General features: G+C 71.4%; 21 protein-coding genes. 14 read left to right on the top strand and 7 right to left on the bottom strand.

The window, feature by feature from the left end; translation table 11 throughout:
- Positions 1-15: 15 nt before the first annotated feature.
- Complete coding sequence (locus tag O3S82_RS02860; RefSeq protein WP_269305382.1) at positions 16-1488, top strand: DHA2 family efflux MFS transporter permease subunit; 1473 nt, start codon at positions 16-18, stop codon at positions 1486-1488.
- Between the two features lie 54 nt (positions 1489-1542).
- Here O3S82_RS02860 and O3S82_RS02855 read toward each other — a convergent pair whose 3' ends face one another.
- Positions 1543-3759: an NADP-dependent isocitrate dehydrogenase gene (locus O3S82_RS02855; protein WP_269305381.1), complete on the bottom strand. Its 2217-nt coding sequence runs from the start codon at positions 3757-3759 to the stop codon at positions 1543-1545.
- A gap of 176 nt (positions 3760-3935) precedes the next feature.
- Between O3S82_RS02855 and O3S82_RS02850 the strand changes: the two genes are divergently transcribed.
- Genes O3S82_RS02850 through O3S82_RS02835 form a run of 4 tightly spaced genes read left to right on the top strand, consistent with a single transcriptional unit; the run spans position 3936 to position 7726 of the window.
- Positions 3936-5012 (top strand): sulfate ABC transporter substrate-binding protein, encoded by a 1077-nt coding sequence (locus O3S82_RS02850; protein ID WP_179426314.1) that lies wholly within the window; start codon positions 3936-3938, stop codon positions 5010-5012.
- On the top strand, positions 5009-5854 hold the full coding sequence (cysT, locus tag O3S82_RS02845) for a sulfate ABC transporter permease subunit CysT (protein ID WP_179426316.1): 846 nt from the start codon (positions 5009-5011) through the stop codon (positions 5852-5854). Before O3S82_RS02850 ends, cysT begins: the two co-directional genes overlap by 4 nt.
- A complete protein-coding gene (locus tag O3S82_RS02840) occupies positions 5847-6677 on the top strand; it encodes a sulfate ABC transporter permease (protein WP_269305378.1) in 831 nt (276 codons plus the stop codon). The genes cysT and O3S82_RS02840 overlap by 8 nt, the downstream gene beginning before the upstream one ends.
- A gap of 14 nt (positions 6678-6691) precedes the next feature.
- On the top strand, positions 6692-7726 hold the full coding sequence (locus tag O3S82_RS02835; protein WP_269305376.1) for a sulfate/molybdate ABC transporter ATP-binding protein: 1035 nt from the start codon (positions 6692-6694) through the stop codon (positions 7724-7726).
- A gap of 75 nt (positions 7727-7801) precedes the next feature.
- On the opposite strand, the gene O3S82_RS02830 is transcribed toward O3S82_RS02835, so the two are convergent.
- Positions 7802-9001, bottom strand: coding sequence for an MFS transporter (locus tag O3S82_RS02830; protein ID WP_269305374.1), 1200 nt, complete (start codon positions 8999-9001; stop codon positions 7802-7804).
- Positions 9002-9099: 98 nt separating this feature from the next.
- Between O3S82_RS02830 and O3S82_RS02825 the strand changes: the two genes are divergently transcribed.
- From O3S82_RS02825 to O3S82_RS02815, 3 genes are all read left to right on the top strand, one after another.
- Positions 9100-9675: a dihydrofolate reductase family protein gene (locus O3S82_RS02825; RefSeq protein ID WP_269305372.1), complete on the top strand. Its 576-nt coding sequence runs from the start codon at positions 9100-9102 to the stop codon at positions 9673-9675.
- Between the two features lie 116 nt (positions 9676-9791).
- On the top strand, positions 9792-11258 hold the full coding sequence (locus O3S82_RS02820) for a gamma-glutamyltransferase (protein WP_269305370.1): 1467 nt from the start codon (positions 9792-9794) through the stop codon (positions 11256-11258).
- A 26-nt stretch (positions 11259-11284) separates the two neighbouring features.
- Positions 11285-12352 (top strand): glycerophosphodiester phosphodiesterase, encoded by a 1068-nt coding sequence (locus O3S82_RS02815; RefSeq protein WP_179426326.1) that lies wholly within the window; start codon positions 11285-11287, stop codon positions 12350-12352.
- On the opposite strand, the gene O3S82_RS02810 is transcribed toward O3S82_RS02815, so the two are convergent.
- Genes O3S82_RS02810 through O3S82_RS02800 form a run of 3 tightly spaced genes read right to left on the bottom strand, consistent with a single transcriptional unit; the run spans position 12270 to position 13983 of the window.
- Positions 12270-12536, bottom strand: coding sequence for a PspC domain-containing protein (locus tag O3S82_RS02810; RefSeq protein WP_179426328.1), 267 nt, complete (start codon positions 12534-12536; stop codon positions 12270-12272). The genes O3S82_RS02815 and O3S82_RS02810 overlap by 83 nt on opposite strands.
- Positions 12533-12718 carry a hypothetical protein gene (locus tag O3S82_RS02805; protein ID WP_179426330.1) on the bottom strand — a complete coding sequence of 62 codons (186 nt, stop codon included), beginning with the start codon at positions 12716-12718 and terminating at the stop codon, positions 12533-12535. The genes O3S82_RS02810 and O3S82_RS02805 overlap by 4 nt, the downstream gene beginning before the upstream one ends.
- A complete protein-coding gene (locus tag O3S82_RS02800) occupies positions 12715-13983 on the bottom strand; it encodes a PspC domain-containing protein (RefSeq protein WP_179426332.1) in 1269 nt (422 codons plus the stop codon). Before O3S82_RS02800 ends, O3S82_RS02805 begins: the two co-directional genes overlap by 4 nt.
- Before the next feature lie 132 nt (positions 13984-14115).
- Between O3S82_RS02800 and O3S82_RS02795 the strand changes: the two genes are divergently transcribed.
- The 3 genes from O3S82_RS02795 to O3S82_RS02785 all read left to right on the top strand — a co-directional run bounded on the left by O3S82_RS02795 (position 14116) and on the right by O3S82_RS02785 (position 16466).
- Positions 14116-15396, top strand: a complete 1281-nt coding sequence (locus tag O3S82_RS02795) for an ATP-binding protein (protein WP_179426334.1) — start codon at positions 14116-14118, stop codon at positions 15394-15396.
- Positions 15393-16037 (top strand): LuxR C-terminal-related transcriptional regulator, encoded by a 645-nt coding sequence (locus O3S82_RS02790; protein ID WP_179426336.1) that lies wholly within the window; start codon positions 15393-15395, stop codon positions 16035-16037. The genes O3S82_RS02795 and O3S82_RS02790 overlap by 4 nt, the downstream gene beginning before the upstream one ends.
- 177 nt (positions 16038-16214) lie before the next feature.
- Positions 16215-16466: an excalibur calcium-binding domain-containing protein gene (locus O3S82_RS02785; RefSeq protein WP_269305366.1), complete on the top strand. Its 252-nt coding sequence runs from the start codon at positions 16215-16217 to the stop codon at positions 16464-16466.
- A 6-nt stretch (positions 16467-16472) separates the two neighbouring features.
- On the opposite strand, the gene O3S82_RS02780 is transcribed toward O3S82_RS02785, so the two are convergent.
- Positions 16473-18608, bottom strand: coding sequence for a DUF4185 domain-containing protein (locus O3S82_RS02780; RefSeq protein WP_269305364.1), 2136 nt, complete (start codon positions 18606-18608; stop codon positions 16473-16475).
- A gap of 97 nt (positions 18609-18705) precedes the next feature.
- Here O3S82_RS02780 and pcrA point away from each other — a divergent pair, with 97 nt between their 5' ends.
- Positions 18706-21039: a DNA helicase PcrA gene (pcrA, locus tag O3S82_RS02775; protein ID WP_269305362.1), complete on the top strand. Its 2334-nt coding sequence runs from the start codon at positions 18706-18708 to the stop codon at positions 21037-21039.
- 73 nt (positions 21040-21112) lie between these two features.
- Here the strand turns inward: pcrA and O3S82_RS02770 are convergent, their stop codons facing one another.
- Positions 21113-22171: a M23 family metallopeptidase gene (locus tag O3S82_RS02770; RefSeq protein ID WP_269305361.1), complete on the bottom strand. Its 1059-nt coding sequence runs from the start codon at positions 22169-22171 to the stop codon at positions 21113-21115.
- A 280-nt stretch (positions 22172-22451) separates the two neighbouring features.
- Here O3S82_RS02770 and sucC point away from each other — a divergent pair, with 280 nt between their 5' ends.
- Both sucC and sucD read left to right on the top strand, forming a co-directional pair.
- Complete coding sequence (gene sucC / locus O3S82_RS02765) at positions 22452-23615, top strand: ADP-forming succinate--CoA ligase subunit beta (protein ID WP_179426342.1); 1164 nt, start codon at positions 22452-22454, stop codon at positions 23613-23615.
- Between the two features lie 9 nt (positions 23616-23624).
- Positions 23625-24521 carry a succinate--CoA ligase subunit alpha gene (sucD, locus tag O3S82_RS02760; RefSeq protein WP_179426344.1) on the top strand — a complete coding sequence of 299 codons (897 nt, stop codon included), beginning with the start codon at positions 23625-23627 and terminating at the stop codon, positions 24519-24521.
- Positions 24522-24655 lie beyond the last annotated feature (134 nt).

The raw sequence follows: 24655 nt of genomic DNA, 5'->3' as shown, positions 1-24655 counted from the left end.
GCGTACATTCCCCGGGTGAGCGAAACGACCGCCGAGCGCGTCCTGCCGGCCAACCCGTGGCCGGCCCTGTGGGCCATGGTCATCGGCTTCTTCATGATCCTGGTCGACTCCACGATCGTGTCGGTGGCGACACCGGCCATCCGCGACGACCTGGCCACCGACTACAACTCGGTCATCTGGGTCACCAGCGCGTACCTGCTGGCCTATGCCGTGCCGCTGCTGATCACCGGCCGCCTGGGCGACCGGTTCGGCCCGAAGAACGTCTACCTGACAGGCCTGGCCGTCTTCACCCTGTCCTCGCTGTGGTGCGGCCTGACCGACTCGGTCGAGTGGCTGATCATCGCGCGCGTCGTGCAGGGCCTCGGCGCCTCGATGATGACGCCACAGACGATGGCGGTCATCACCCGCACCTTCCCGCCGGCCAACCGCGGCCGCGCGATGGCGCTGTGGGGCGCCACGGCCGGCGTCGCCACCCTGGTCGGGCCCGTCCTCGGCGGCGTGCTGGTCGACAACGCCGGCTGGGAGTGGATCTTCATCATCAACGTGCCGGTGGGCATCGTCGGCTTCGCGCTCGCGTGGCGGCTGGTTCCGGCGCTGGAGACCCACAGCCACCAGTTCGACTGGGTCGGCGTCGTGCTCAGCGCCATCGCGATGTTCCTCATCGTCTTCGGCATCCAGGAGGGCGAGAAGTACGACTGGGGCCAGATCGAGGGCTTGCTCTCGGTGCCGCTGCTCATCGCCGCCGGGCTGGTGGTCCTCGCGGTGTTCGTGGCCTGGCAGGCCCGCAACCGGCGCGAGCCGCTCGTCCCGCTGAGCCTCTTCCGCGACCGGAACTTCTCGGTGTCCACCCTGGGCATCTCGGCCGTCTCGTTCTCGGTCACCGCGATGGCGTTCCCGTTCATGCTCTGGACCCAGACCGTGCTGGGCTTCGACGCCACACAGGCCGGTCTGCTGTTCGTGCCGATGGCCGTGGTCACCGCCGCGATGGCGCCGGTGGTGGGCCGCATGAGCGACCGGATGCACCCGCGCTGGCTGGCCTCGGTGGGCTTCGCCTCATCCTCGGTCGCGATCGTCGGCACGACCCTGGTGATGGCACCGGACACCCCGGTCTGGCAGCTGCTCGTGCTCAACGCGCTGCTCGGCTTCGGCAACGCGTTCCTGTGGGCGCCGCTGGCCTCCACCGCCACCCGCAACCTGCCGATGTCCTCGGCGGGTGCCGGCGCGGGCGTCTACAACACCACGCGCCAGGTCGGCGCCGTGCTCGGCTCGGCCGCGATCGCCGCGGCGATCTCCGCACGACTGGCCCACCACCTGCCGCAGGCCACGGGCTCGGCGGCCGAGGGCGCCGGCACGAGCAGCCTGCCCGACGCGCTCGCGGGCCCGTTCACCGACGCCATGGCCGAGGCACTGCTCGTGCCCGCGCTGGCGTTCCTCGTGGGTCTCGTCGTGGCGCAGTTCCTCGTCAAGCCCACGCACGACCGGGGCTGACACGCACGACGGCCGCGCCCCCGAGTGGGGAGCGCGGCCGTCGTGGCGTGGACGTCAGAACGACGCGAGCGCCTCGTTGAAGGTCGTGCTGGGACGCATGATCTTCGCGGCCTTCTCCGGGTCGGGCTGGTAGTAGCCGCCCAGATCGGCCGGCTGGCCCTGCACCGCGGCCAGCTCGTCGACGATGGTCTGCTCCGCGTCGGACAGCTTCTGTGCCAGCGGGCCGAAGACCTCGGCGAGCTCGGCGTCGTCGGTCTGCTGCGCCAGCTCCTGGGCCCAGTAGAGAGCCAGGTAGAAGTGGCTGCCGCGGTTGTCGATCGTGCCGAGCCGGCGGCCGGGCGAGCGGTCGTGCTCCAGGAAGCTGGCCGTGGCCCGGTCGAGGGCGTCGGCGAGGACCTGGGCCTTGGGGTTGTCGGTGGCCGTGGCGTACTGCTCGAGGCTGGGCACCAGGGCGAAGAACTCGCCGAGCGAGTCCCAGCGCAGGTAGTTCTCCTTGACGAGCTGCTGCACGTGCTTGGGGGCCGAGCCGCCGGCACCCGTCTCGAACAGGCCACCGCCGTTGATCAGCGGGACGACCGACAGCATCTTGGCGCTGGTGCCGAGCTCGAGGATCGGGAACAGGTCGGTGTTGTAGTCGCGCAGCACGTTGCCGGTGACGCTGATGGTGTCCAGGCCCTGACGGATGCGCTCGACCGACAGCTTCGTCGCCTCGACCGGCGACATGATGCGGATGTCGAGGCCGTCGATGTCGTGCTCGCCGAGGTACTCGTTCACCTTGGCGATCAGCTGCGCGTCGTGGGCGCGGGTCTCGTCGAGCCAGAACACCGCCGGGTCGCCGGTGGCGCGGGCGCGGTTGACGGCCAGCTTGACCCAGTCGCGGACCGGGACGTCCTTGGTCTGGCACGCGCGCCAGATGTCACCCTGCGCGACGGTGTGCTCGAGGAGCACGTCGCCGGCGGCGTTCACCACGCGGACGGTGCCGGTCGTGGGGATCTCGAACGTCTTGTCGTGCGAGCCGTACTCCTCGGCCTTCTGGGCCATGAGGCCGACGTTGGGCACCGAGCCCATCGTGGACGGGTCGTACGCGCCGTGGGCCTTGCAGTCGTCGATCACGACCTGGTAGACGCCGGCGTACGAGCTGTCGGGGATCACCGCGAGGGTGTCGGCCTCCTGGCCGTCCGGGCCCCACATGTGGCCCGAGGTGCGGATCATGGCCGGCATCGAGGCGTCGACGATGACGTCGCTCGGCACGTGCAGGTTGGTGATGCCCTTGTCGGAGTCCACCATGGCCAGGCGCGGACCGTCGGCCAGCTCGGCCTCGAACGAGGCCTTGATGTCGGCGCCGTTGGCGACCTGGTCGAGGCCGGCGAGGATGCCGCCGAGGCCGTCGTTGGGGCTCAGGCCCGCCTCGGCGAGCGCGGCACCGTGCTCGGCGAAGGTCTTCGGGAAGAAGGCGCGCACGACGTGACCGAAGATGATCGGGTCGGAGACCTTCATCATCGTGGCCTTGAGGTGCACCGAGAACAGGACGTCGTCGGCCTTGGCCTGCGCGACCTGCGCCGCGAGGAACTCGCGCAGCGCGGCGACGTTCATGCTGGTGGCGTCGACGATCTCGCCGGCCAGGACCGGGATCGACTCCTTCAGCACGGTGGTGGAGCCGTCGTCGCCGACGAGCTCGATGCGCAGCGTGTCGTCGGACGCGAGGGTCACCGACTTCTCGTTGGAGCGGAAGTCGTCGACGCCCATCGTGGCGACGTCGGTCTTGGAGTCGCTGCTCCAGGCGCCCATCGAGTGCGGGTGGCCCTTGGCGTAGTTCTTGACCGAGGCCGGCGCGCGGCGGTCGGAGTTGCCCTCGCGCAGGACCGGGTTCACGGCCGAGCCCTTGACCTTGTCGTAGCGGGCGCGGACGTCGCGCTCCTCGTCGGTCTGCGGGTCCTCGGGGTAGTCGGGCAGGTCGTAGCCCTGCTCGCGCAGCTCGGCGATGGCCGCCTTGAGCTGCGGGACCGACGCCGAGACGTTCGGCAGCTTGATGATGTTGGCCTCCGGGCGCTTCGCGAGCTCGCCGAGCTCGGCCAGCGCGTCGGCCGCCCGCTGGTCCTCGGGGAGCAGGTCGCTGACCGCCGCGATGATGCGGCCGGCCAGGGAGATGTCCCGGGTCTCGACCTCCACGCCGGCCTTCGAGGCGTACGCCTCGATGATCGGGAGGAGGGAGTAGGTCGCGAGGGCGGGAGCCTCGTCGGTGTGCGTGTAGATGATCGTCGAGTCCGTCACGCCCCCAAACTACCCGGTGTGCAGGTCGCCGCTGCTCGCCGCACCCCGTATCGGACCGCCCATTGTCTAGTTGGTCAGTCCAGAATGTGAACAACGTCCACGACGCCGTTCCGCTCGCCTACGTTGGCTGCTCGAGCCCGCCGCACCGTGCGACGGACCGACCGAGAGGACCTCCCATGGCACATCGCTTGCGCCCCATCGCGGCCGCGGCCCTGCTGCTGACCGCTGCCACCGCTCTCACCGCCTGTGGGTCGGAGGCCGCCGAGGGGGAGCAGATCTCGATCGTCGGCTTCGCCGTGCCGGAGGCCGCCAACAAGAACATCCAGGAGGAGTTCGTCAAGACCGACGCCGGCGAGGGCACGACGTTCAAGACCTCCTACGGCGCCTCGGGCGACCAGAGCCGCGCCGTGGTGGACGGCCTCAAGGCCGACTACGTGCACCTGTCGGTGGGCACCGACGTCGACCGTCTGGTCGACGCGGGCCTCGTCGACGAGACGTGGGACGACGGCGAGAACAAGGGCATCGTGTCCAACTCGATCGTCGTGCTGGGCGTCCGCGACGGGAACCCCAAGAACATCAAGGGCTGGGACGACCTGGTGAAGCCGGGCGTCGAGATCGTCACCGCGAACCCGGCGTCGTCCGGCGCGGCCCGCTGGAACGCGCTCGCCGCGTGGGGTCACGTCACCGAGAACGGCGGCACCGAGGCCGAGGCCACCGAGTTCGTCAACGACCTGTTCGCCAACGTCGTCTCGCTGACCAACAGCGGTCGCGACGCCACGCAGAGCTTCCTCGGCGGCGCCGGCGACGTCCTGCTGGCCTACGAGAACGAGGCCATCCTGGCCGCGCAGAACGGCAACGGCTTCGAGTACGTCATCCCCGACACCACCCTGCTGATCGAGAACCCGGGCGCCATCCTCAAGGAGTCCAGCAGCGTCTCGCAGGACTGGCTCGACTTCGTCCTCGGCGAGGAGGGCCAGCGCCAGTTCGCGCTGACCGGCTTCCGTCCGCTGAACCTCGAGAGCCCCGGCACCGCCGACCTCGACGCGATCGGCCTCGAGCCCGGCGACATCAAGGGCGCGCCCGACGCGTCGGACCCGTACCCCGCCGTCAACAACCTGCTGACGCTGGAGAAGAACTTCGGCGGACCCGGCTGGGGCGAGGTCAAGGACAAGCTGTTCGGCGATGGCAAGGACGGCAAGCCCGTCGGCATCGTCACCGAGGCGATCGCGAAGTCCGGCAAGGCGTCCTCGTGACCTCTGCCGATCTGGCGACGCGAGCGGGCCGGCCGGGCGACTCCCGGCCGGCCGGCTCGCTGAACCGCGCCTCGGCCGTCGGCCTGGGCGTGACCATGACCTGGTTCAGCCTGCTCGTGCTGATCCCGCTCGCCGCCGTCGTCGCCACCGCGACCGAGGGCGGCGTCGGCGCGTTCTGGGACGCGGTCACGAACGCCCAGACCGCGCACGCCATTCGGCTGACGATCTCGTCGGCGCTGCTCGTCACGCTCACGAACATCGTCGTGGGCACGGCGATCGCGTGGGTGCTCGTGCGCGACAGCTTCCCCGGCAAGTGGATCCTCGAGATCCTCATCGACATCCCGTTCGCGCTGCCCACGATCGTCGCCGGCCTCGTGCTGCTGTCGCTCTACGGCAACGACGAGAGCCCGCTGGGCATCAACATCGCGAACACCGAGACCTCCGTGTTCCTGGCGTTCCTCTTCGTGACGCTGCCGTTCGTCGTCCGCACGGTGCAGCCGGTGCTGGAGGAGATCGACGTCGAGATCGAGGAGGCTGCGGCCTCGCTCGGTGCCAGCCGCCTCACCACGTTCACCCGCATCATCCTGCCGACGCTCACGCCCGCCATCGCCGCCGGCGCGACCCTGTCGTTCGCCCGCGGCGTCGGGGAGTACGGCTCGCTCGTGCTGCTGTCGGGCAACCTCCCGTTCGAGTCCGAGGTCGCCTCGGTGCGCATCCTCAGCGCGATCGAGAACGACAACCCGGCGGCCGCCGCTTCCGTGGCGACGCTGCTGCTGATCGTCTCGCTCGCGGTGATCCTGCTGCTCGACTTCATCCAGCGCCGGGTGGCTCGCCGTGGCTGACATCCGGCGCATCAGCCGCCGCAAGAGCCCGTTCACCTACGCGCTGCGGCTCCTCGTCATCGCCTACCTGTTCCTGCTGGTCGCCTGGCCGGTCTCGCTCGTCGTGACCAACACGTTCGAGAACGGCTTCGACGCGCTCAACGCCGTCTTCGCCGACGCCGACACGGTGGCAGCCCTGCGCCTCACCGCCACCGCGGCCGTCATCGCCACGGCGATCAACACGGTCTTCGGCATCACGATCTCGCTGCTGCTCGTGCGCACCACGTTCCCGGGCCAGCGACTGCTCGGCTCGCTGATCGACCTGCCGCTGGCGATCTCGCCGATCGTCGTGGGCCTGTCGCTCGTGCTGGTCTACGGCGGGCGCGGCGGCTGGTTCGGCCCGGCACTGGAGAGCGCCGGCGTCCAGATCATCTTCGCCACGCCGGGCATCGTCATGGCCACGGCGTTCGTGGCGCTGCCGCTCGTCGTGCGCGAGGTCGTGCCGGTGCTCGAGGAGATCGGCACCGAGCAGGAGCAGGCCGCGCGCTCCCTGGGCGCCAGCGGCTGGCAGACCCTCTGGCGCATCACGCTGCCCGGCATCAAGTGGGCCGTGGTCTACGGCGTCGTGCTCACCCTGGCCCGCTCGCTCGGCGAGTTCGGCGCCGTGAAGGTCGTCTCGGGCAACATCCTCGGCGAGACCCGCACCGCCACGCTCGCCGTCGAGGAGAAGTACCTCAACTGGGAGCAGGAGTCCGCGTACGCGATCGCGTTCCTGCTGGCCAGCGTCTCCGTCCTGTGCATCATCGTCGTGTCCCTCCTGCGCACGCGCACCGAGCGGCACTGAAGCGAAAGGCCACCATGAGCATCGAGATCTCTGGGGTGAACAAGAACTTCGGCGACTTCGTCGCGCTCGAGGGCATCGACCTGTCGATCCCCACGGGCCAGCTGACGGCCCTCCTGGGACCCAGCGGCGGCGGCAAGTCCACCCTGCTGCGGATCATCGCCGGACTCGAGGACGCCGACTCCGGTCGCGTCGAGATCGAGGGCGTCGACGCCACCCGCCTGCCGGCGCAGAAGCGCAACGTGGGCTTCGTCTTCCAGCACTACGCCGCGTTCAAGCACATGACCGTGGCCAGGAACATCGCCTTCGGCCTGGAGATCCGCAAGCGCCCGAAGGCCGAGATCGCCGCGAAGGTCGACGAGATGCTCGAGCTGGTGCACTTGGGGCAGTTCCGCGACCGGCTGCCCTCGCAGCTCTCGGGCGGCCAGCGCCAGCGCATGGCCCTGGCTCGCGCCCTCGCGATCGAGCCCACCGTGCTGCTGCTCGACGAGCCGTTCGGCGCCCTCGACGCGAAGGTGCGCAAGGAGCTGCGCGACTGGCTGCGGCGGCTGCACGACGAGGTCCACGTGACCACGGTGTTCGTGACGCACGACCAGGAGGAGGCGCTCGAGGTCGCCGACTCGATCGTCGTGATCAACGACGGGCGCATCGAGCAGGTCGGCTCCCCCGACGAGCTCTACGACTCCCCCGCCACCGACTTCGTGCTGAGCTTCCTCGGCCCGGTCACGCAGCTCGGCGGTCTGCAGCTGCGACCGCACGACATCGACGTCGCGCTCGAGCCGCGCCCGGGCGCGGTCCCCGGCCGGATCTCGCGCTCGACGCGCATCGGCTTCGAGGTGCGCCTCGAGGTCACGCCCACCGAGGGTCAGCAGCCGCCGGTGCAGGTCACGGTCACCCGCGCCGAGGCGCGCGGGCTGGGCCTCCAGCACGGCGACGAGGTCTGGCTGACGCCCACCGCGGGCGCCCAGGCGATCCGCCCGGCGAACGCCCCCGCATCGACCCTCGACGGGGCCGCAACTCATGGTTACAGTGTGACCCACGTCTCAGGTTGAGACGTCCATGAACTCCACGGGACGGTGGAGTACGAGGGCGGCCGGGCTTCGCGCCCGGTCGCCCTTCATGCGTCCTCAGGCGTGGACGCCGATGCGCTCGCGCACCGGCGCGAACCGCAGGCCCACGAGGAAGACCACGAGACCGGCGGCGGCGAGTGCGACGCCCACCAGCGCGGGGGCCACGTAGCCCGCGCCCGCGGCGATCACGAGACCGCCGAGCCAGGCGCCGAGGCCGTTCGCGATGTTGAGGCTCGCGTGGTTGAGCGCGGCGCCGAGCATCTCGGCGTCGCCCGCGGCCGTCATGAGCCGGATCTGCAGGCCGATGGCCACGACGCTGCCGAGCGCGCCCATGAGGAAGACGCTCACGAGCGCGGCCGGGGCGAAGGTGGCGAGCTCGTAGAACGCGAGCAGCACCACGACCGTGAACAGCAGGCCACCCACCACCTGGCGCACGTTGTCCCAGTCGGCGAGGTGCCCGCCGACCCACGTGCCCGACACCGAGCCGAGGCCGAACACCAGCAGGAAGACGGGGATGACCGCCGAGGGCAGGTCGACGACGTCGGTGACGATGGGCGCGATGTAGCTGTACATCGCGAACACGCCGCCGAAGCCGACGACGCCGGTCAGGAACGCCGCGATCACCGCTGGCTCGCGCAGGGCGCCGAGCTCGCCGCGGATCGTGGCGCTGGGGTCGCCCGGCAGGTGCGGCACGAACACGATGACCAGCGCGGCCGCGACCACGGCGATCACCACGACGAGCGCGTACGCGGCACGCCACGAGAGGGCCTGACCCAGCCAGGCACTCACGGGGACGCCGGCCACGGTGGCGGCCGAAAGGCCCATCATCACCATGCTCACGGCGCGACCGCGGCGACCCGACGGCACGAGCGAGGCGGCCACGAGCGACGCGACGCCGAAGTAGGCGCCGTGCGGCAGACCCGCGACGAAGCGCGCGAGCATCACCGGGACGTAGCCGTCGGCGACGGCCGTGAGTGCGTTGCCGACCGCGAGTCCGCCGAGCAGCCACAGCAGCAGGGCGCGCTTCGGCATCCGCGCGGCCAGCGAGACGCCGAGCGGCGCGCCGACGACGACGCCGAGCGCGTACGCGGAGATGATGTGGCCGGTCGTCGGGATGTCACGGTCGATGCTCTCGGCGACGTCCGGCAGCAGGCCCATCGTGACGAACTCGGTGGTGCCGATCGCGAAGCCGCCCAGCGCGAGGGCCAGCAGGGCGAGGCCGACGTGGCGGGCGGTCGGTTCGGTACGCGAGGTCACCTCAGGTACAAGGCCCGTACGGCGCGAACGATTCCGCGTCGTCCGTGCGACCCGAGTCACTGCTTGCCGCGCCCGGGCCCCGCGGGTCACCATCGGGTGTGACCCGCTTCGTCTTCAACACCGCCGCCACCCTCGACGGCTACCTCGCCGATCCCGACCACAGCCTCGCCTGGCTCTTCGCCGTCGACGGCGGGACGCCCGACGCCCCCGAGCACGCCGACGCGTTCACCGCGTTCCTCGACTCGATCGGCGTCACGGTGCTGGGCTCGTCCACGTACGAGTGGCTGCTGCGCGAAACGCAGGCCCTCGAGAGGCCCGAGGCCTGGCCGGACGCGATGTCCGGCAAGCCGGCGTTCCTGTTCACCTCGCGCGACCTGCCCGTGCCGGCGGGCGCCGACCTGACGGTCGTGTCGGGCGACGTCCGCGACCACCTCGACGCGATCCGCGAGCGCGCCGGCGGCCGCGATGTCTGGGTCATGGGCGGGGGGGACCTCGTGGGTCAGTTCGACGACGCGGGCGCTCTCGATGAGCTGCAGGTCAGCGTCGCCCCCGCCACCCTCGGCGCCGGCTTCCCGCTCCTGCCCCGCCGCCTCGGTCCCGACCGCCTCCACCTCACCGACGTCGAGCGCCGCGGCCAGTTCGCCCACCTCACCTATGCCGTCTCGCGCGGGTGACGGTTTCCCCGGTTAACCGGGGAAACTGTCACTTCGCGAGGTTTGCGAACCTCGCGAAGTGACAGGAAACCTCGTTCAGTCGCGACAGGTGAGCCGCGCCGCCCTAGCCTGAGGCCGTGACCAGCGTTGCGATCGCCGCCCCGAACACCGCCGCGGCGGACGCGGCGGAGCAGATCGTCCGGGCCGGCGGCAACGCGATCGACGCGGCCCTCGCTGCCGCGTTCGTGACCATGGTGAACGAGGTCGGCCTGGTGTCGCCGAGCGCGGGCGGGTTCCTGACGATCCAGCCGCCCGACGGGTCGGCGCCGGTGACCATCGACGGTTGGATGGACATGCCCGGCCGCGACGTCCCCGACCGGCTCGGGCAGGGCACGTGGGACGTCCACACCGAGTACGGCGGCGGCGTCACGGTGACGGTCGGACCCGGCTCGGTCGCCACCCACGGCGCCATCGCGGCGTTCGGGGAGGCGCACCGCCGCTGGGGGCGGCTCCCGTGGGCCGAGCTGCTCGCCCCCGCGATCGACGTGGCCCGGGGCGGCTTCCGGCTCAGCGCCGCGTCCCGGTACTACCTCGACTACGTGCACGAGTCGATCTTCGGCTGGGACGAGGCGAGTCACGCGGCCGTGCACGACGAGCAGGGCGCCGTCGCCGGCCACGACATCGTCGTGCCGCACCTCGCGGACTCCCTCGAGCGGATCGCCCGGCACGGCCCGGACGAGCTCTACACGGGCGAGCTCGGTCACGCGGTCGCCGACGACGTCCTGGCGCGCGGCGGCATCCTCGGCCCGACCGACCTCGCCGCCTACGAGCCGGCGGTCCGACCCGCCCTCACCGCGCGCATGGAGGGCTGGACGCTCGGCACGAACCCGCCGCCGGCGATCGGTGGCGTGAGCGTCGCCGCGATGCTGCGGCTCATGGCCGGCCACGGCCTGGACGACACCGAGCACCTGATCCGCGTGCAGCGGCGGGTGCTCGGCGAGCGGCTGCGGGTCTTCGACCACACCGACGACCTCGAGCGCGACGCCGCGGCGTTCCTCGACCTCGTCGACCGCGACGGTCTGGCGGCCCTGGAGTCGGGGTCGACGGCGCACGTCTCCACCGCAGACGCGCAGGGCACGGCCTGCGCGGTGACGATCTCGTCCGGCTACAGCTCGGGCATGATCGCTCGCGACACCGGCATCTGGCTCAACAACTGCCTCGGCGAGCAGGAGCTCAACCCGCGCGGTCTCCACGGCCTGCCGTTCGGCTCGCGCCTGCTCTCGAACATGGCCCCCACGGTGGGTCGTCACGCCGACGGCGGCGTGCTGGCGATCGGCTCGCCCGGAGCCGACCGCATCACCACGGCGATCGTGCAGGCGCTCACCGGCCTCGTCGAGGACGGCCTCAGCCTGCAGGAGGCGATCGACCACCCGCGGATCCACGTGCACCGCGCGGCGACGCCGGACGAGCAGGTCAAGGTCGAGCACCCCGACGACCTCACGATGTACTTCGGTGGCGTCTCGGGCACCCTCGTCACGGCCGAGGGCACCCTGGTGGCCGCGGCCGATCCCCGGCGCGACGGCGCCGTGCGCATCGTGTCCTGAGGGATGCCCGCCACTACGCTGACCGGATGACCGCCTCGCTCGTCGACGCGCCCGTCGTCATCGCCCACCGCGGCGTTCCCGGATCACGCCTGGAGCACACCCGGCCCTCGTACCTGCTGGGGATCGAGGAGGGCGCCGACTACATCGAGCCCGACGTCGTGGCCACGAAGGACGGTGCCCTCGTCGTGCGGCACGAGAACGAGATCGGCGGCACCACCGACGTCGCCTCGCGACCCGAGTTCGCCCACCTGCGCACCACGAAGTTCATCGACGGCGTTCCGCTGACCGGCTGGTTCACCGAGGACTTCACGCTCGAGGAGATCAGGACGCTGCGCACCCGCGAGCGCCTGCCGCAGCTGCGACCGCAGAATCTCGCCCTCGAGGGGACCGAGCCGATCCTCACCCTCGACGAGGTCATCGACATCGCGGAGGCCGAGAACACCCGACGCGGCGCGGGCGCCGACCCGATCGGCGTCTACGTCGAGACGAAGCACCCCACCTACTTCCGCGGGCTCGGACTCGACCTCAACGACCGGCTGCTCGAGGTCCTCGACCGCCGTGGCCTCAACCGCAAGGGCGCGAAGGTGGTCATCCAGTCGATGGAGACCGCCAACCTCAAGGCGCTGCGTGACCGCACCCCGCTGCCCCTCGTGCAGCTGATGGAGCGCAAGGGCGGTCCCTACGACCTCGTCGCCACGTACGACCCCCGCGACTACGCGGCGCTGACGCGCCCTGAGGAGCTGGCGAAGATCGCCGAGTACGCCCAGGGCATCGGCCCGAACAAGAGCCTCGTCATCGCCCGCGACCGCCACCAGAACCTGCTCGGCGAGACCGGCCTCGTCCGCGACGCCCACGAGGTCGGCCTGTTCGTCCACATCTGGACGATGCGCAACGAGAACAACTTCCTCCCCGTGCAGTGGCGCACGAGCCAGGACGAGGCCGACCCCGGCGACGCGACGGCCGAGCTGCTGGCCTTCTACGCCGCCGGGGTCGACGGGGTGTTCTCGGACTTCACACGGACGGCGGTGGCGGCGCGCTCGGCCCATCTGTCGTCGGCGGGCCCCACACGTCGGGCGCCTGCGCCTGGGGCATGAGCAGCCACGCGGCGAGGTAGACCAGCAGCGTCGTGCCCACGCCCACCACGACCAGCACGATCGTGATGATGCGGATGAGCGTGGCGTCCACGCCGGTGTACTCGGCGAGTCCTCCGCACACGCCGCCGAGCCACTTGTCGGTGGTGCTGCGGGCGAGCTTCTTGGGGCCCTGGTTCGGGTTCATGAGGTCCTCCTGAGGGTGAGGGCGATGCCGGCGAGTCCGGCGACGATGAGGGTGACGAGTCCGGCGACGGCCAGGCCGTCGACGCTCGCGAGGTCGTAGGTCAGCAGGGCCCAGCCCACGAGGACGAGGGCGAACAGGACGCCGAAGACGAGCGCGTCCCAGCGCAGCGGATGGGTGTTCATCGTCGAGTCACCTCGATCTCGCCCGCCGTGCCGGTGATGACGATGCGATAGGCCCCGGGGGCGTCGGAGGGCCAGTCGATCGAGGGGCGCTGGCCGTCGGACACGCGGCCGAAGACCTCGATCCGACCGCCGGCGGACAGGGACGTCTCGACGTCGACGTCGAGTCCCTCGGGCACGATCACGGTCGTCTCTCCCATGCCGTTGTCGATCTCCAGCGTACGGCCGGAGAGGCTCTCGAGGTCCTGGATCGCGGTGAGGTCGACCCGCACCCGGCCGAAGCCCTGCTCGATGGGCTCGGCGACCGCGGCGGCCGTGACGGGCCGCAGGTCGATGTCGCCGGCCGAGAGGTTCGGGGTCACCGAGGCGACCGCCAGCACGGGCAGGATCAGGACGCCCAGCGGCACCAGGGCGCCGGGGTGGCCGATCCTCGAGCCGACCAGCAGGCCGATCGTGACGATGCCGAGGGCGACGGCCGGGTAGATCGCGGCGTCGACCGGCTCCTGCGCGATGGACCAGAGGCCCAGGCCGCCCAGGGCGACGAGGATCGCCGAGAGGGTCAGCAGCAGCAGGGCGGGCGACCAGCGCTCGCGCGGCGGACGCGGGGGCAGGACGGAGGCCGGCGGCGCACCGGGCGGCGGGGCGGGCGGACCGGGCTCGTGGAGCACCGTCGTCGGCTCGTCAGCGCCCTGCGCGAGCGCCGGGTCGCCCGTGGACACGGGGGTGGTCATGACGTCGTCTCCTGTCGAGAAGGCGGGGGTGGGATCGGTGGGGGCCTGGGCGGTGAACGCGTCGGGCCGGTAGGGCGGGGGTGGCGCGTAGGCCGGCGGCGGGGTGGTGCGGGTGCGGTTCCTGACCACGAACAGCCAGTAGAGGAACCCGAACGGCAGCGCGATCCAGAACAGCGCCCACATCGGCCACCAGAACCAGCCGCCGACGCCCCAGGCGGTGTCGCCGAGGACGGCGGCCAGCGCGAGGACGCCGGCGACGATCAGGCCGACGGTGCGCAACTGGGAGTCGGACTTGAGGTCGAAGGCCTCGGCCAGGACGCTGCGCTCGGACCCCTCGGCGGGGATGAGCAGCCAGCAGGCGACGTAGAGGATCGGACCGGCGAACCCGGCGACGGTCAGGACGACGAAGCCGATCCGCACGATGACGGGGTCGATGTCGAGTGCGCGGGCGATGCCGCCGGAGACGCCGCCGAGCAGCTTGTCTCCCGTGGTGCGCCGCATCGCATCGAGCTGCGAGCCGGAGGTCGGTGTGGTCATGGCTCCAGCCTGCCCGGGGGTCGGGGTCCGCCACCATCGGGTGAACCCCTGGTCCTCCCCCGAGGCGGCGTCGGCACGGACCGGGGTCGCACCTGATGGCGCCTGCGCGCGCCCGCGTGTGAGGGTGGTCCCATGACGACCGCTGCCCCCGACGCCGCCGGCGGCACCCGCCGCTCGGCCGACGGGTTCCGCCGGGCCTACCGGCCGGTGGACGCGCGCGTCGTCGCCGGCGTCAGCGCCGGTCTGGCCGAGCACCTGCGGCTGCCCGTGGTGTGGGTGCGGGTGGGCTTCGTCCTGGCCACGTTCGTGCACGGCACCGGACTGCTGGCCTACCTGCTGCTGTGGTGGTTCCTACCGCTGCAGGCACCCGTGGACGGCTCACCCGGCCTCGAGTCCGCGCGCCGTCGCGGCCTGCGCACGGGCTCGCGCGGACCGTCCCGCCGCGACGTCGTGCAGAGTGCCGCGATCGGCGCCGTGGGGCTGGGCGTCCTGGGCCTCATCGCGCTCGGCGGCGGCTGGCTCGAGGGCTGGATGCTGCCGCTGCTGCTGGTGGTCACGGGCATCGCGGTCGTGTGGCGGATGTTCGACGACGCCGCGTGGAACTCGTGGCTGCGGCAGACCGAGGGGCCCGCGTTCGCGATGCGGCTGCTCGTGGGCCTGGCGTTCATCGGCCTCGGCGCGATCTACATCCTCACCGTCAACCGCGGCTGGTCGGCCGCCGTGGACTTCTTCGCCGCGCTCGCCATCGCCGTGGTTGGCCTGAGCCTGATCCTCGGGCCGTGGATCCTGGGCCTCTGGACCGACCTCGGCACCGAGCGGCGCGAGCGCATCCGCTCGCAGGAGCGCGCCGACGTGGCCGCCCACCTGCACGACTCCGTGCTCCAGACGCTGGCCCTGCTGCAGAAGAACGCCGACGACCCCGCCACCGTGGCCACCCTGGCCCGCCGCCAGGAGCGCGAGCTGCGCGACTGGCTCTACGGCCGCCAGGACGACACCGCCACCTTCGCCACCGCCCTGCGCGACCTCGCCGCCGAGGTCGAGGCCAACCACCGCGTCCCGGTGGAGGTCGTCACGGTCGGCGACGCCGCGCCCGACGACGGCCTCCGCGCGCTGCTCGCCGCCACCGGCGAGGCCGTGGTGAACGCCGCGAAGCACTCCGGCGCGAGCCGGGTCGACGTCTACGCCGAGCGCGTCGCGAACGGCTCGGGCGACCGCATGGAGGTCTTCGTCCGCGACCGCGGCACCGGCTTCGACCCCGACGCGGTCCCCGCCGACCGGCTCGGCGTGAAGAACTCGATCATCGGCCGCGCCGAGCGCCACGGCGGCACGGCGCGCGTCCGCAGCACCCCCGAGGACGGCACCGAGGTCGCCCTCACCATGCCGGTCTCGCCCGGCGACAAGGAGAGCGCATGACCGTCCTGTCCGTGCTGGTCGTCGATGACCACGCGATGTTCCGCACCGGCGTCCGTGCCGAGCTCGAACGGCTCGGCAGCGGGCGCGTCGAGGTCGTCGGCGAGGCCGAGGACGTCGACACCGCCGTCGCCGCGATCTCGGACCTGCGTCCCGACGTCGTGCTGCTCGACGTGCACCTGCCGGGCGGCGGCGGCCCCGAGGTCATCCGGCGCGCGGGCGCGTCCACCACGTTCCTGGCGCTGTCGGTCAGCGACGCCGCCGAGGACGTCATCGGCGTGATCCGCGCCGGTGCGCGGGGATACGTCACCAAGAACATCTCGGCGCCCGAGCTGCTCGACGCGATCGACCGCGTCGCCGGCGGCGACGCCGTGTTCAGCCCGCGCCTGGCCGGGTTCGTCCTCGACGCGTTCGCCGGCACGATCGCCGTCGCGCAGGTCGACGAGGACCTCGACCGCCTCACCGAGCGCGAGCGCGAGGTCATGCGGCTCATCGCGCGCGGCTACGCGTACAAGGAGGTCGCGAAGGAGCTGTTCATCTCCGTCAAGACCGTCGAGACCCACGTCTCGAGCGTGCTGCGCAAGCTCCAGCTCTCCAGCCGCCACGAGCTGACCCGCTGGGCCAACGACCGCCGCCTCATCTGACCTCGCGCGCCCCTCCCCCACTTTTGGAGCGGGATGCACGCTTTCGGGCACGAGGAAGGTTCATCCCGTTCCAGAAGTGGAGGGGGGTCCGGCGCGTGGGACTGACGTGACCGATTCGCCGGACAGGATCGCTGAGCCTTCGTACGGTGGACGTTCTCCCCTGGAGAAGGAGCGAACGTGCGCAAGATCCTGATCGCCGTCATGATGACGAGCTCCCTCGTGCTGGCATCCGCGCCGGCCGAGGCGGCCCCGAAGTTCAAGAACTGCAAGGCCCTCAACAAGAAGTACCCGCACGGCGTGGGCATGCCCGGCGCGAAGGACAAGACCTCGGGCAAGCCGGTCACCAACTTCAAGCGCAGCAAGGCGCTCTACCAGGCCAACAAGGGCAAGGACCGCGACAAGGACAGGATCGCCTGCGAGAAGCGCTGAAACGCCTCAGGGCAGCGTGATCCGCAGGAACTCGGGGCGGTAGAGGCTCGGGTCGGCCTGGACGTCGCCGTCCTTGGTGTTGCGGCTGACCGAGACGACCATCGTGCCCTTCTCGGGGAACAGCTGCGGGTGCGCGAGCGGCATGTAGCGCAGCGCCGATGCCGTCGAGGGGATCTTCGCCACCGGAGGCGCGGGAGTGAACGGTCCGGTGGGACCGGGCGCGGTCCAGACCACCAGGTCGGTGCCGACGAAGTCCGCGCGCTTGCTCAGGGCGTACCAGCGCTTGCCCTCGCGGAACACCGAGAAGGTCTGCGACACCCCGCCGTCCTGGCCGATCAGCTGCGCGGCCTGCTTCGCGTCGCGCTGCCACCGCTCGCCGTCCCAGTAGCGCCACTTCGACTGGTCGGTCACGTCCACCAGCCTGGTCTTCGCGACCGACACCGCCCACCCGAAGCCGCCGTCGCTCGTGCGGCTGGTGCCGTAGAGGTAGACGGAGTCGCCGACGACCGTGGCGGCCGCGCCCCACACGGGCCGGCTCGTGTCGGGGTCGTCCTCGCCCAGGTCGACGACTCGCTGGAGCACCGGCGCCCGGCCCGGCTCGACCTGGAAGATCGCCACGGCGGGCCCCAGGTTCCGGAACCCGAAGAGGTCGTCGCCGGTCTGCTCGACCCGCTGCGCCATGACCCCGACGAGGTCGCGCCCGAGGTCGACCGCCGCCACGGACATCGGCCAGTAGCCGACCCCGTCGGCGCGGTCCGGGATCACGGCGTCGCGGTCGCGGCGCTGCACCAGGCCCGCGCACGTCTTGTCGAAGATCAGCATCGAGTTCCGCACCATCGTGCGGCTCGAGTAGTCCGTCCGCCGGATCGTGTCGCCGAAGACGAACAGCCCGCGTCCGTCGGCCAGGAACGTGCTCGCCCCCACGTCGCCGCCGACGAAGCCGTCGACGTCGCTCACGGTCTCGATGCGCTCGTTGAGCTCCTTGACGTTCGTCGGCGTCCGGGTCGTCTGGCACGTGACGGTGACCGGAGCGTCGAGGTCGGTCGCGGTGAACGCGGGCAGCGCGGGCGTCACGACGAGGATGCCAGTGAGGACGAACGCGCCGATCGTGGCCCCGACGGGATGGGCGCGCAGCGACGGGTGCAGGTCGCGCAGGGCCCGCCGCGGCTCGACCGCCGTGGCCGCCACCGAGGTCGCGGTGAGGCCGATCATCGTCCAGAGCATCATCATCAGCAGGACCCGCTCGACGTCGACACCGTCGAAGTAGGCCAGGCCGCGGACGGCCCAGGTCGCCGCCCCGGGCGGGAGCCAGGCCAGCAGGGTGGGCCACACCACCGGCATCGGCGTGAGCGGCCAGGCGCCGATCGCGCCGGGGATGCCGATCACCAGCCCGACGATCGCCAGCGCGAGCCCCAGCCTGCCGAACCACGCGATGAGCGCCAAGGTCATCGAGCCGACTCCGAGGACGACGAGGGCGCCCAGGCCGGCGAGCGCGAGGAACGGCGCGTCGATCCGGCGCACGACGACCTCGCTCAGGAACGCACCGCCCAGACCGGCGACGACGGCGCCGGCCGCGAGTCCCGCGAACCGCACCACGACGAGCGAGGCCGACGCCGACCTGGCCCCGAACACCAGGCCGAGCAGCGCCGCGAAGGCGACACCGAGGATCGCCCACGCCGTGCCGAGGCGGAACGGTCCGACGCCGTGGGGGTCGCGCTCGGCCACCGGGATCCGGTCGACCACGCGCACGGTCTGCCCGCTGACCGCCAGCGTGCGGGACACGACCTCCTCGACCTTCTCCGCCTCGGCCGTGCCACCGCCGCTGGCGACCCAGAGCTCGTGGTCGGCGCCGTCGCCCATCACGACGACCGCGCTGACGGCGCGGTCCCGCAGGCTCGCCTCCGCGGCCTTCTCCGAGGGGCTGACCCGCGCGGCGACCTCGTGCTCGCTCGGGCCGTTGAGGGCGTCGCGCATCGTGGCGGCGTCGGGGTCGGGTCCGACGACCGCGACCGGGATCTCGCGCGGGGCGGCCTGGCTGAGGCCCGGCAGCTCGGACGCCGGGTCGACCCGGACCAGCACGGCGGTCAGGACCATGGCGATGACGAAGCCGGCCGCGGTGAGCCCGACTCCGCGCTGGCGCATGTCCGACACGGTAGCGCGGCGCGGCACCGGGGACGTCCCCGCGTCGCGCCCTCTCCCGCCCACGCTGTCGGAGCGCGCGACTAGGCTGGATCCTGCGATGACCCTGCCATTCCCCGTGCCCTCCGCCCATCCGCCACGTCCCGGCCCGGGCGGTCCCGACGCCCCCTCGCCGAAGCGGCGCACCGCCCGCTCCGACGAGCTCCTCGAGGGACTCAACGACGCCCAGCGCACCGCCGTCTCGCACACCGGCGGACCGCTCCTGGTGGTCGCGGGCGCCGGATCGGGCAAGACCCGCGTGCTCACCCGCCGCATCGCGTGGCTCATCGCGGCTCGCGGCGCCCACCCCGGCTCCATCCTGGCCATCACGTTCACCAACAAGGCCGCCGCCGAGATGCGCGAGCGCGTCGCCGACCTCGTGGGCGGCCGCGCCCGGATGATGTGGGTCTCCACGTTCCACTCCGCGTGCGTGCGGATCCTGCGCCGCGAGGCCGAGAAGTTCAGCTACACCTCGTCGTTCAGCATCTACGACGCCGCCGACTCGCGCCGGCTCATGACGCTCGTGGTCAAGGACCTCGACCTCGACCCCAAGAAGGTCAACCCGCGCGCGGTCCTCAACTGGGTCTCGAACCACAAGAACGAGCTCGTCGACCACGAGGAGGCCGCCAAGCGTGCCTCCAACGGCACCGACGAGACCTACGCGCAGTGCTACGCCGAATACCAGCGCCGGCTGCGTGCGGCCAACGCGATGGACTTCGACGACCTCATCATGAACACGGTCCACCTGTTCCAGGCCTGGCCCGAGGTCCGCGAGACGTACCGCCGCCGCTTCCGGCACGTGCTGGTCGACGAGTACCAGGACACCAACCACGCCCAGTACAGCCTCATCAAGGAGCTGTGCGACGAGGAGTCCGACCTCATGGTGGTGGGCGACTCCGACCAGTCGATCTACGCCTTCCGTGGCGCCACGATCCGCAACATCCTCGAGTTCGAGGACGACTTCCCCGACGCCGACACCGTCCTGCTCGAGCAGAACTACCGCTCCACGCAGAACATCCTCGCCGCCGCCAACGGGGTCATCAGCCGCAACCCGGCGCGCCAGGACAAGAAGCTTTGGTCGGCCGAGGGCGACGGCGAGCTGCTGGTGGGCTACGTCGGCGACGACGAGCGCGACGAGGCCCAGTTCATCGCCGACGAGATCGACCGGCTCTCCGACCAGGGCATCGCCGCGGCCCGCGACGTGGCGGTGTTCTACCGCACCAACGCACAGAGCCGTGTGTTCGAGGAGGTCTTCATCCGCGTCGGCCTGCCCTACCGGGTCGTCGGCGGCGTGCGCTTCTACGAGCGCAAGGAGGTCAAGGACGCGCTGGCCTACCTGCGCGTGCTCGTGAACCCGCGCGACGCCGTGTCGCTGCGACGCGTGCTCAACGAGCCCAAGCGCGGCATCGGCGACCGGGCCGAGGGTGCCCTCGAGCGCTTCGCCTCGCGCCACGACGTCAGCTTCTGGGAGGCGATGACCCGCGTCGACGAGATCGACGAGCTGGCCACCCGCTCGCGCACCGCGATCTCCTCGTTCGCGCAGGTCCTGTCCGAGCTGATGGAGCTCGCCGCGTCCGGCGCCCCCGCCGACGCCGTGCTCGAGGCCGCCCTGACGAAGTCCGGCTACCTCACCGTGCTGGAGAACAGCACCGACCCGCAGGACGAGACCCGCGTGGAGAACCTCGCCGAGCTCGTCGCCGTCGCGCGCGAGTTCGTCGCCTCGGCCGCCACCCTCGACGAGGACGAGGAGCCCGACGACGGCGTCGTGCTCGCGGCGGGCTCGCTCGACGCCTTCCTCGAGCAGGTCGCGCTCGTCGCCGACGCCGACTCGGTGCCGGACTCCGACGACGGCGTCGTCACGCTGATGACCCTGCACACGGCCAAGGGTCTGGAGTTCCCGGTCGTGTTCCTCACCGGCCTCGAGGACGGGGTGTTCCCGCACCTGCGGTCCCTGGGCGATCCGGCCGAGCTCCAGGAGGAGCGCCGGCTGGCCTACGTGGGCATCACCCGCGCCCGCGAGCGGCTCTACCTCACCCGCGCCACCGTGCGCTCGGCGTGGGGCGCCCCCTCGTACAACCCGGCGTCGCGGTTCCTCGAGGAGATCCCGCCCACGCTGATCGACTGGAAGCGCGAGGCCAGCGCTCCCACCCAGTGGGCGCCGCGCACCCCGGCGGCCTCGTTCCGCACCTCCACGGTCGCCGCGCGCTCGAAGAAGAAGTCCGCGGGTGAGGTCGTCTCGCTCTCGCCGGGCGATCGGGTCACCCACGACAGCTTCGGGCTCGGCACGGTGGTCACGGTCGAGGGCACGGGCCAGAACTCGGTCGCCAGCGTCGACTTCGGATCAGCGGGCGTCAAGCGCCTGCTGCTGCGCTACGCGCCCCTCGAGAAGCTCTGACCACCCAGACGTGAACGACGAGAGCCCCCGGCCTGGCCGGGGGCTCTCGGGTGTCGATCGGTGCTGACTGGTGTCAGGGGGTGACGCCGTGCGCGACGAGCGCCGCGTACGGGTCCGTGGGGCCGCCACCGGCCGGGTGCACCTCGAGGTGCAGGTGCGGGCCGGTGACGTTGCCGGTGGAGCCGGTGGCGCCGATGACGTCACCGGGGGCGACCTGCTGGCCCACGCTGACCGAGACCGAGCTCTGGTGGCAGTACCAGATCTCGGTGCCGTCGGCGAGAGTGATGATCGTGCGGTTGCCGTAGGCGCCCTCGTAGCCGGTCGAGGTGACCGTGCCAGCCGCGATCGCGACGAGGGTCGAGCCCGACGGACCGGCGAAGTCCAGGCCGGTGTGACGGCCGCTGCTCCAGTAGCCGCCGCCCTGGCCGAAGCGGGCGGTGAGGCGGTAGCCGACGACCGGGATGACCCACTGGTTGCGGGTGATCTCGTCCTGGCGCTTCTCGGCCGACTTGGCGGCCGCCGCGTTGTACTGCGCGAGCGCCTTCTGGACCTGCTGGGCCTGCATCGGCTTCTGGATCGCGAGCTCGCGGTCGTAGCTGCGCGAGACGTCCACCGCGTTCGTGGCGTTCGCGCCGACATAGTTCTTGGCCAGCGCGGCGTCGGCGCCGGCGAGCAGGCCGGGCGAGGTGACGCTGATCGAGCCGACCGCGGCGATCACCATGGCGGCGACGCCGGCGAGCAGCCGGGTGCGGCCCGTGGCCGCGGCCGCACGGCGTGCACGACGCGCGCCGGGGATGCGGCCCTCGGGGATCGCGCCGATCGCGGGGAACACGATGGTGTCCTCGGCCGGGACGGCGGCCACCGGCTCGGGGAGCGCGGCGGCGGGAATCGGGTTACGGTCGACGGGAGCGGCCGCGCGACGCGAGCCGGGCACCGGGGTGGGCTGCTTCGCACGGCGGCCCACGCTGTAGGTCTGCGAGGTCGACTGCGGGCTCAGGGCCTGCATGACGACGGTCGAGTCGGAGTCGTGCTCCACCGGCGCCTTGGCGCGCCGGGAGCCGACGGTCCGGGGTGCCTCGGGTGCATCCGGGGTCGACCGACCGCTCGCTCGGGAGCGATCGACTTCGGCCATACGTGAAGCCTCCGGGGGTCAGGCAAACGGACTCGCCGAGTCTAGGGGAACCGCGGTGTCCGATTCCAACCCTTTGGCGAAGTGACTCACGGTTCGGACACGGATAGCAGAGGAAACTCATGCCCGCACCTCCGTCGGAGGCCCCCGTGTTTCAACTCACGTTTACGCAACCCACGCCGAAGCACCCCTCTCCCGGCAGGTAGAGTCGCGAGGGCTTCGGCGACGTCGCGTCCACGGCGCCCGCCGAACCACAGCGAATCCCACCATTAAGGACGTCACCGTGGATCTGATGGAGTATCAGGCGAAGGAGCTCTTCGCCAAGCACAACGTTGCGACGACCCTCGGCACCGTGGTCACCACGGCCGAGGAGGCCAAGGCCGCCGCCGAGCAGATGGGCGGCGTGACCGTCATCAAGGCGCAGGTCAAGGCCGGAGGCCGCGGCAAGGCGGGCGGCGTGAAGCTCGCCAAGACCGCCGACGAGGCCTTCGAGCACGCCTCGAACATCCTCGGCATGGAGATCAAGGGCCTCACGGTCAACCGCGTGCTCGTCACGCCGGCGACCCCGCCCGTCGAGGAGTACTACTTCTCCTTCCTGCTCGACCGCGCGAACCGCAGCTACCTGTGCATCGCGAGCGTCGAGGGGGGCGTCGAGATCGAGGAGGTCGCCAAGACCAACCCCGAGGCCGTCCGCCAGATCCCCGTCGACGCCGGCACCGGCGTGGACGAGGCGAAGGCCCGCGAGATCGTCGCCGACGCGAAGTTCCCGGCCGAGCTGGCCGACCAGGCCGTCGAGATGATCCAGGCCCTCTGGAAGGTCTTCGTCGAGGAGGACGCCACGCTCGTCGAGGTCAACCCGCTGGCGCGCCTGGAGGGCGACAAGCTGGAGGCCCTGGACGGCAAGGTCTCGCTCGACGAGAACGCCGACTTCCGTCACCCCGAGCACGAGGCGTTCGTGGACAACGACGCCACCGACCCGCTCGAGGTCAAGGCCAAGTCGAAGGGCCTGAACTACGTCAAGCTCGACGGCCAGGTCGGCATCATCGGCAACGGCGCCGGGCTCGTCATGAGCACGCTCGACGTGGTCGCGTACGCCGGTGAGGCCCACGGCGGCGTCAAGCCCGCCAACTTCCTGGACATCGGCGGCGGCGCCTCGGCGCAGGTCATGGCCGACGGCCTGGACGTCATCTTGAACGACGAGCAGGTCAAGAGCGTGTTCGTCAACGTCTTCGGCGGCATCACCTCGTGTGACGCGGTCGCGAACGGCATCAAGGGCGCGCTGGAGATCCTCGGCGACGAGGCCACCAAGCCGCTCGTCGTGCGCCTCGACGGTAACAAGGTCGAGGAAGGCCGGGCGATCCTGAACGAACTGAACCACCCGCTGGTCACGCTCGTCGACACCATGGACGGTGCCGCCGACAAGGCCGCCGAGCTCGCGAACGCATAAGGACGAAACATGGCGATCTATCTCACCTCTGAATCCAAGGTCATCGTCCAGGGCATCACCGGCGGCGAGGGCACCAAGCACACCGCCCTGATGCTCAAGTCCGGCACGAACGTCGTCGGTGGCGTCAACGCGCGCAAGGCCGGCACCACGGTCACGCACGTCGACGCCGACGGCAACGACGTCGAGCTGCCCGTGTTCGGCTCGGTCGCCGAGGCGATCGAGAAGACCGGCGCCGACGTGTCGGTCGCGTTCGTCCCGCCGGCGTTCACCAAGGACGCCGTCGTCGAGGCCATCGACGCCGAGATCGGCCTGCTCGTGGTCATCACCGAGGGCGTCCCGGTCCAGGACACCGCGGAGTTCTGGGCCTACGCCCAGGGCAAGAAGACCCGCATCATCGGCCCGAACTGCCCCGGCATCATCAGCCCCGGGCAGGCGCTCGCCGGCATCACGCCGGCGACCATCGCGGGCGCCGGCCCGGTCGGCCTCGTGTCCAAGTCGGGCACGCTGACCTACCAGATGATGTTCGAGCTGCGTGACTTCGGCTTCACCACCGCCATCGGCATCGGCGGCGACCCGGTCATCGGCACGACGCACATCGACGCGCTCGAGGCGTTCGAGAACGACCCCGACACCAAGGCGATCGTGATGATCGGCGAGATCGGCGGCGACGCCGAGGAGCGCGCGGCCGAGTACATCAAGGCGCACGTGACCAAGCCGGTCGTCGGCTACGTCGCGGGCTTCACCGCTCCCGAGGGCAAGACCATGGGCCACGCCGGCGCCATCGTCTCGGGCTCCTCGGGCACCGCCCAGGCGAAGAAGGAGGCCCTCGAGGCCGCCGGGGTCAAGGTCGGCAAGACGCCGTCCGAGACCGCCGCCCTGATGCGGGAGATCCTGCAGGGTCTCTGACACCCGTCAGCACGACGCCCCCGCGAGCCTCGGCTCGCGGGGGCGTCGTCGTTCGTGGTGACAGTTTCCCCGGTTAAGCGGGGAAACTGTCACTTCACGGGGTTTGCGAACCTCGCGAAGTGACAGGAAACCTC

It is taken from the genome of Aeromicrobium sp. HA, assembly GCF_027171405.1.
Classification (GTDB): Bacteria; Actinomycetota; Actinomycetes; order Propionibacteriales; family Nocardioidaceae; genus Aeromicrobium; species Aeromicrobium tamlense.
Note: the sequence above shows the minus strand (reverse complement) of the source record. Positions and strands in the feature narration are given on the sequence as shown.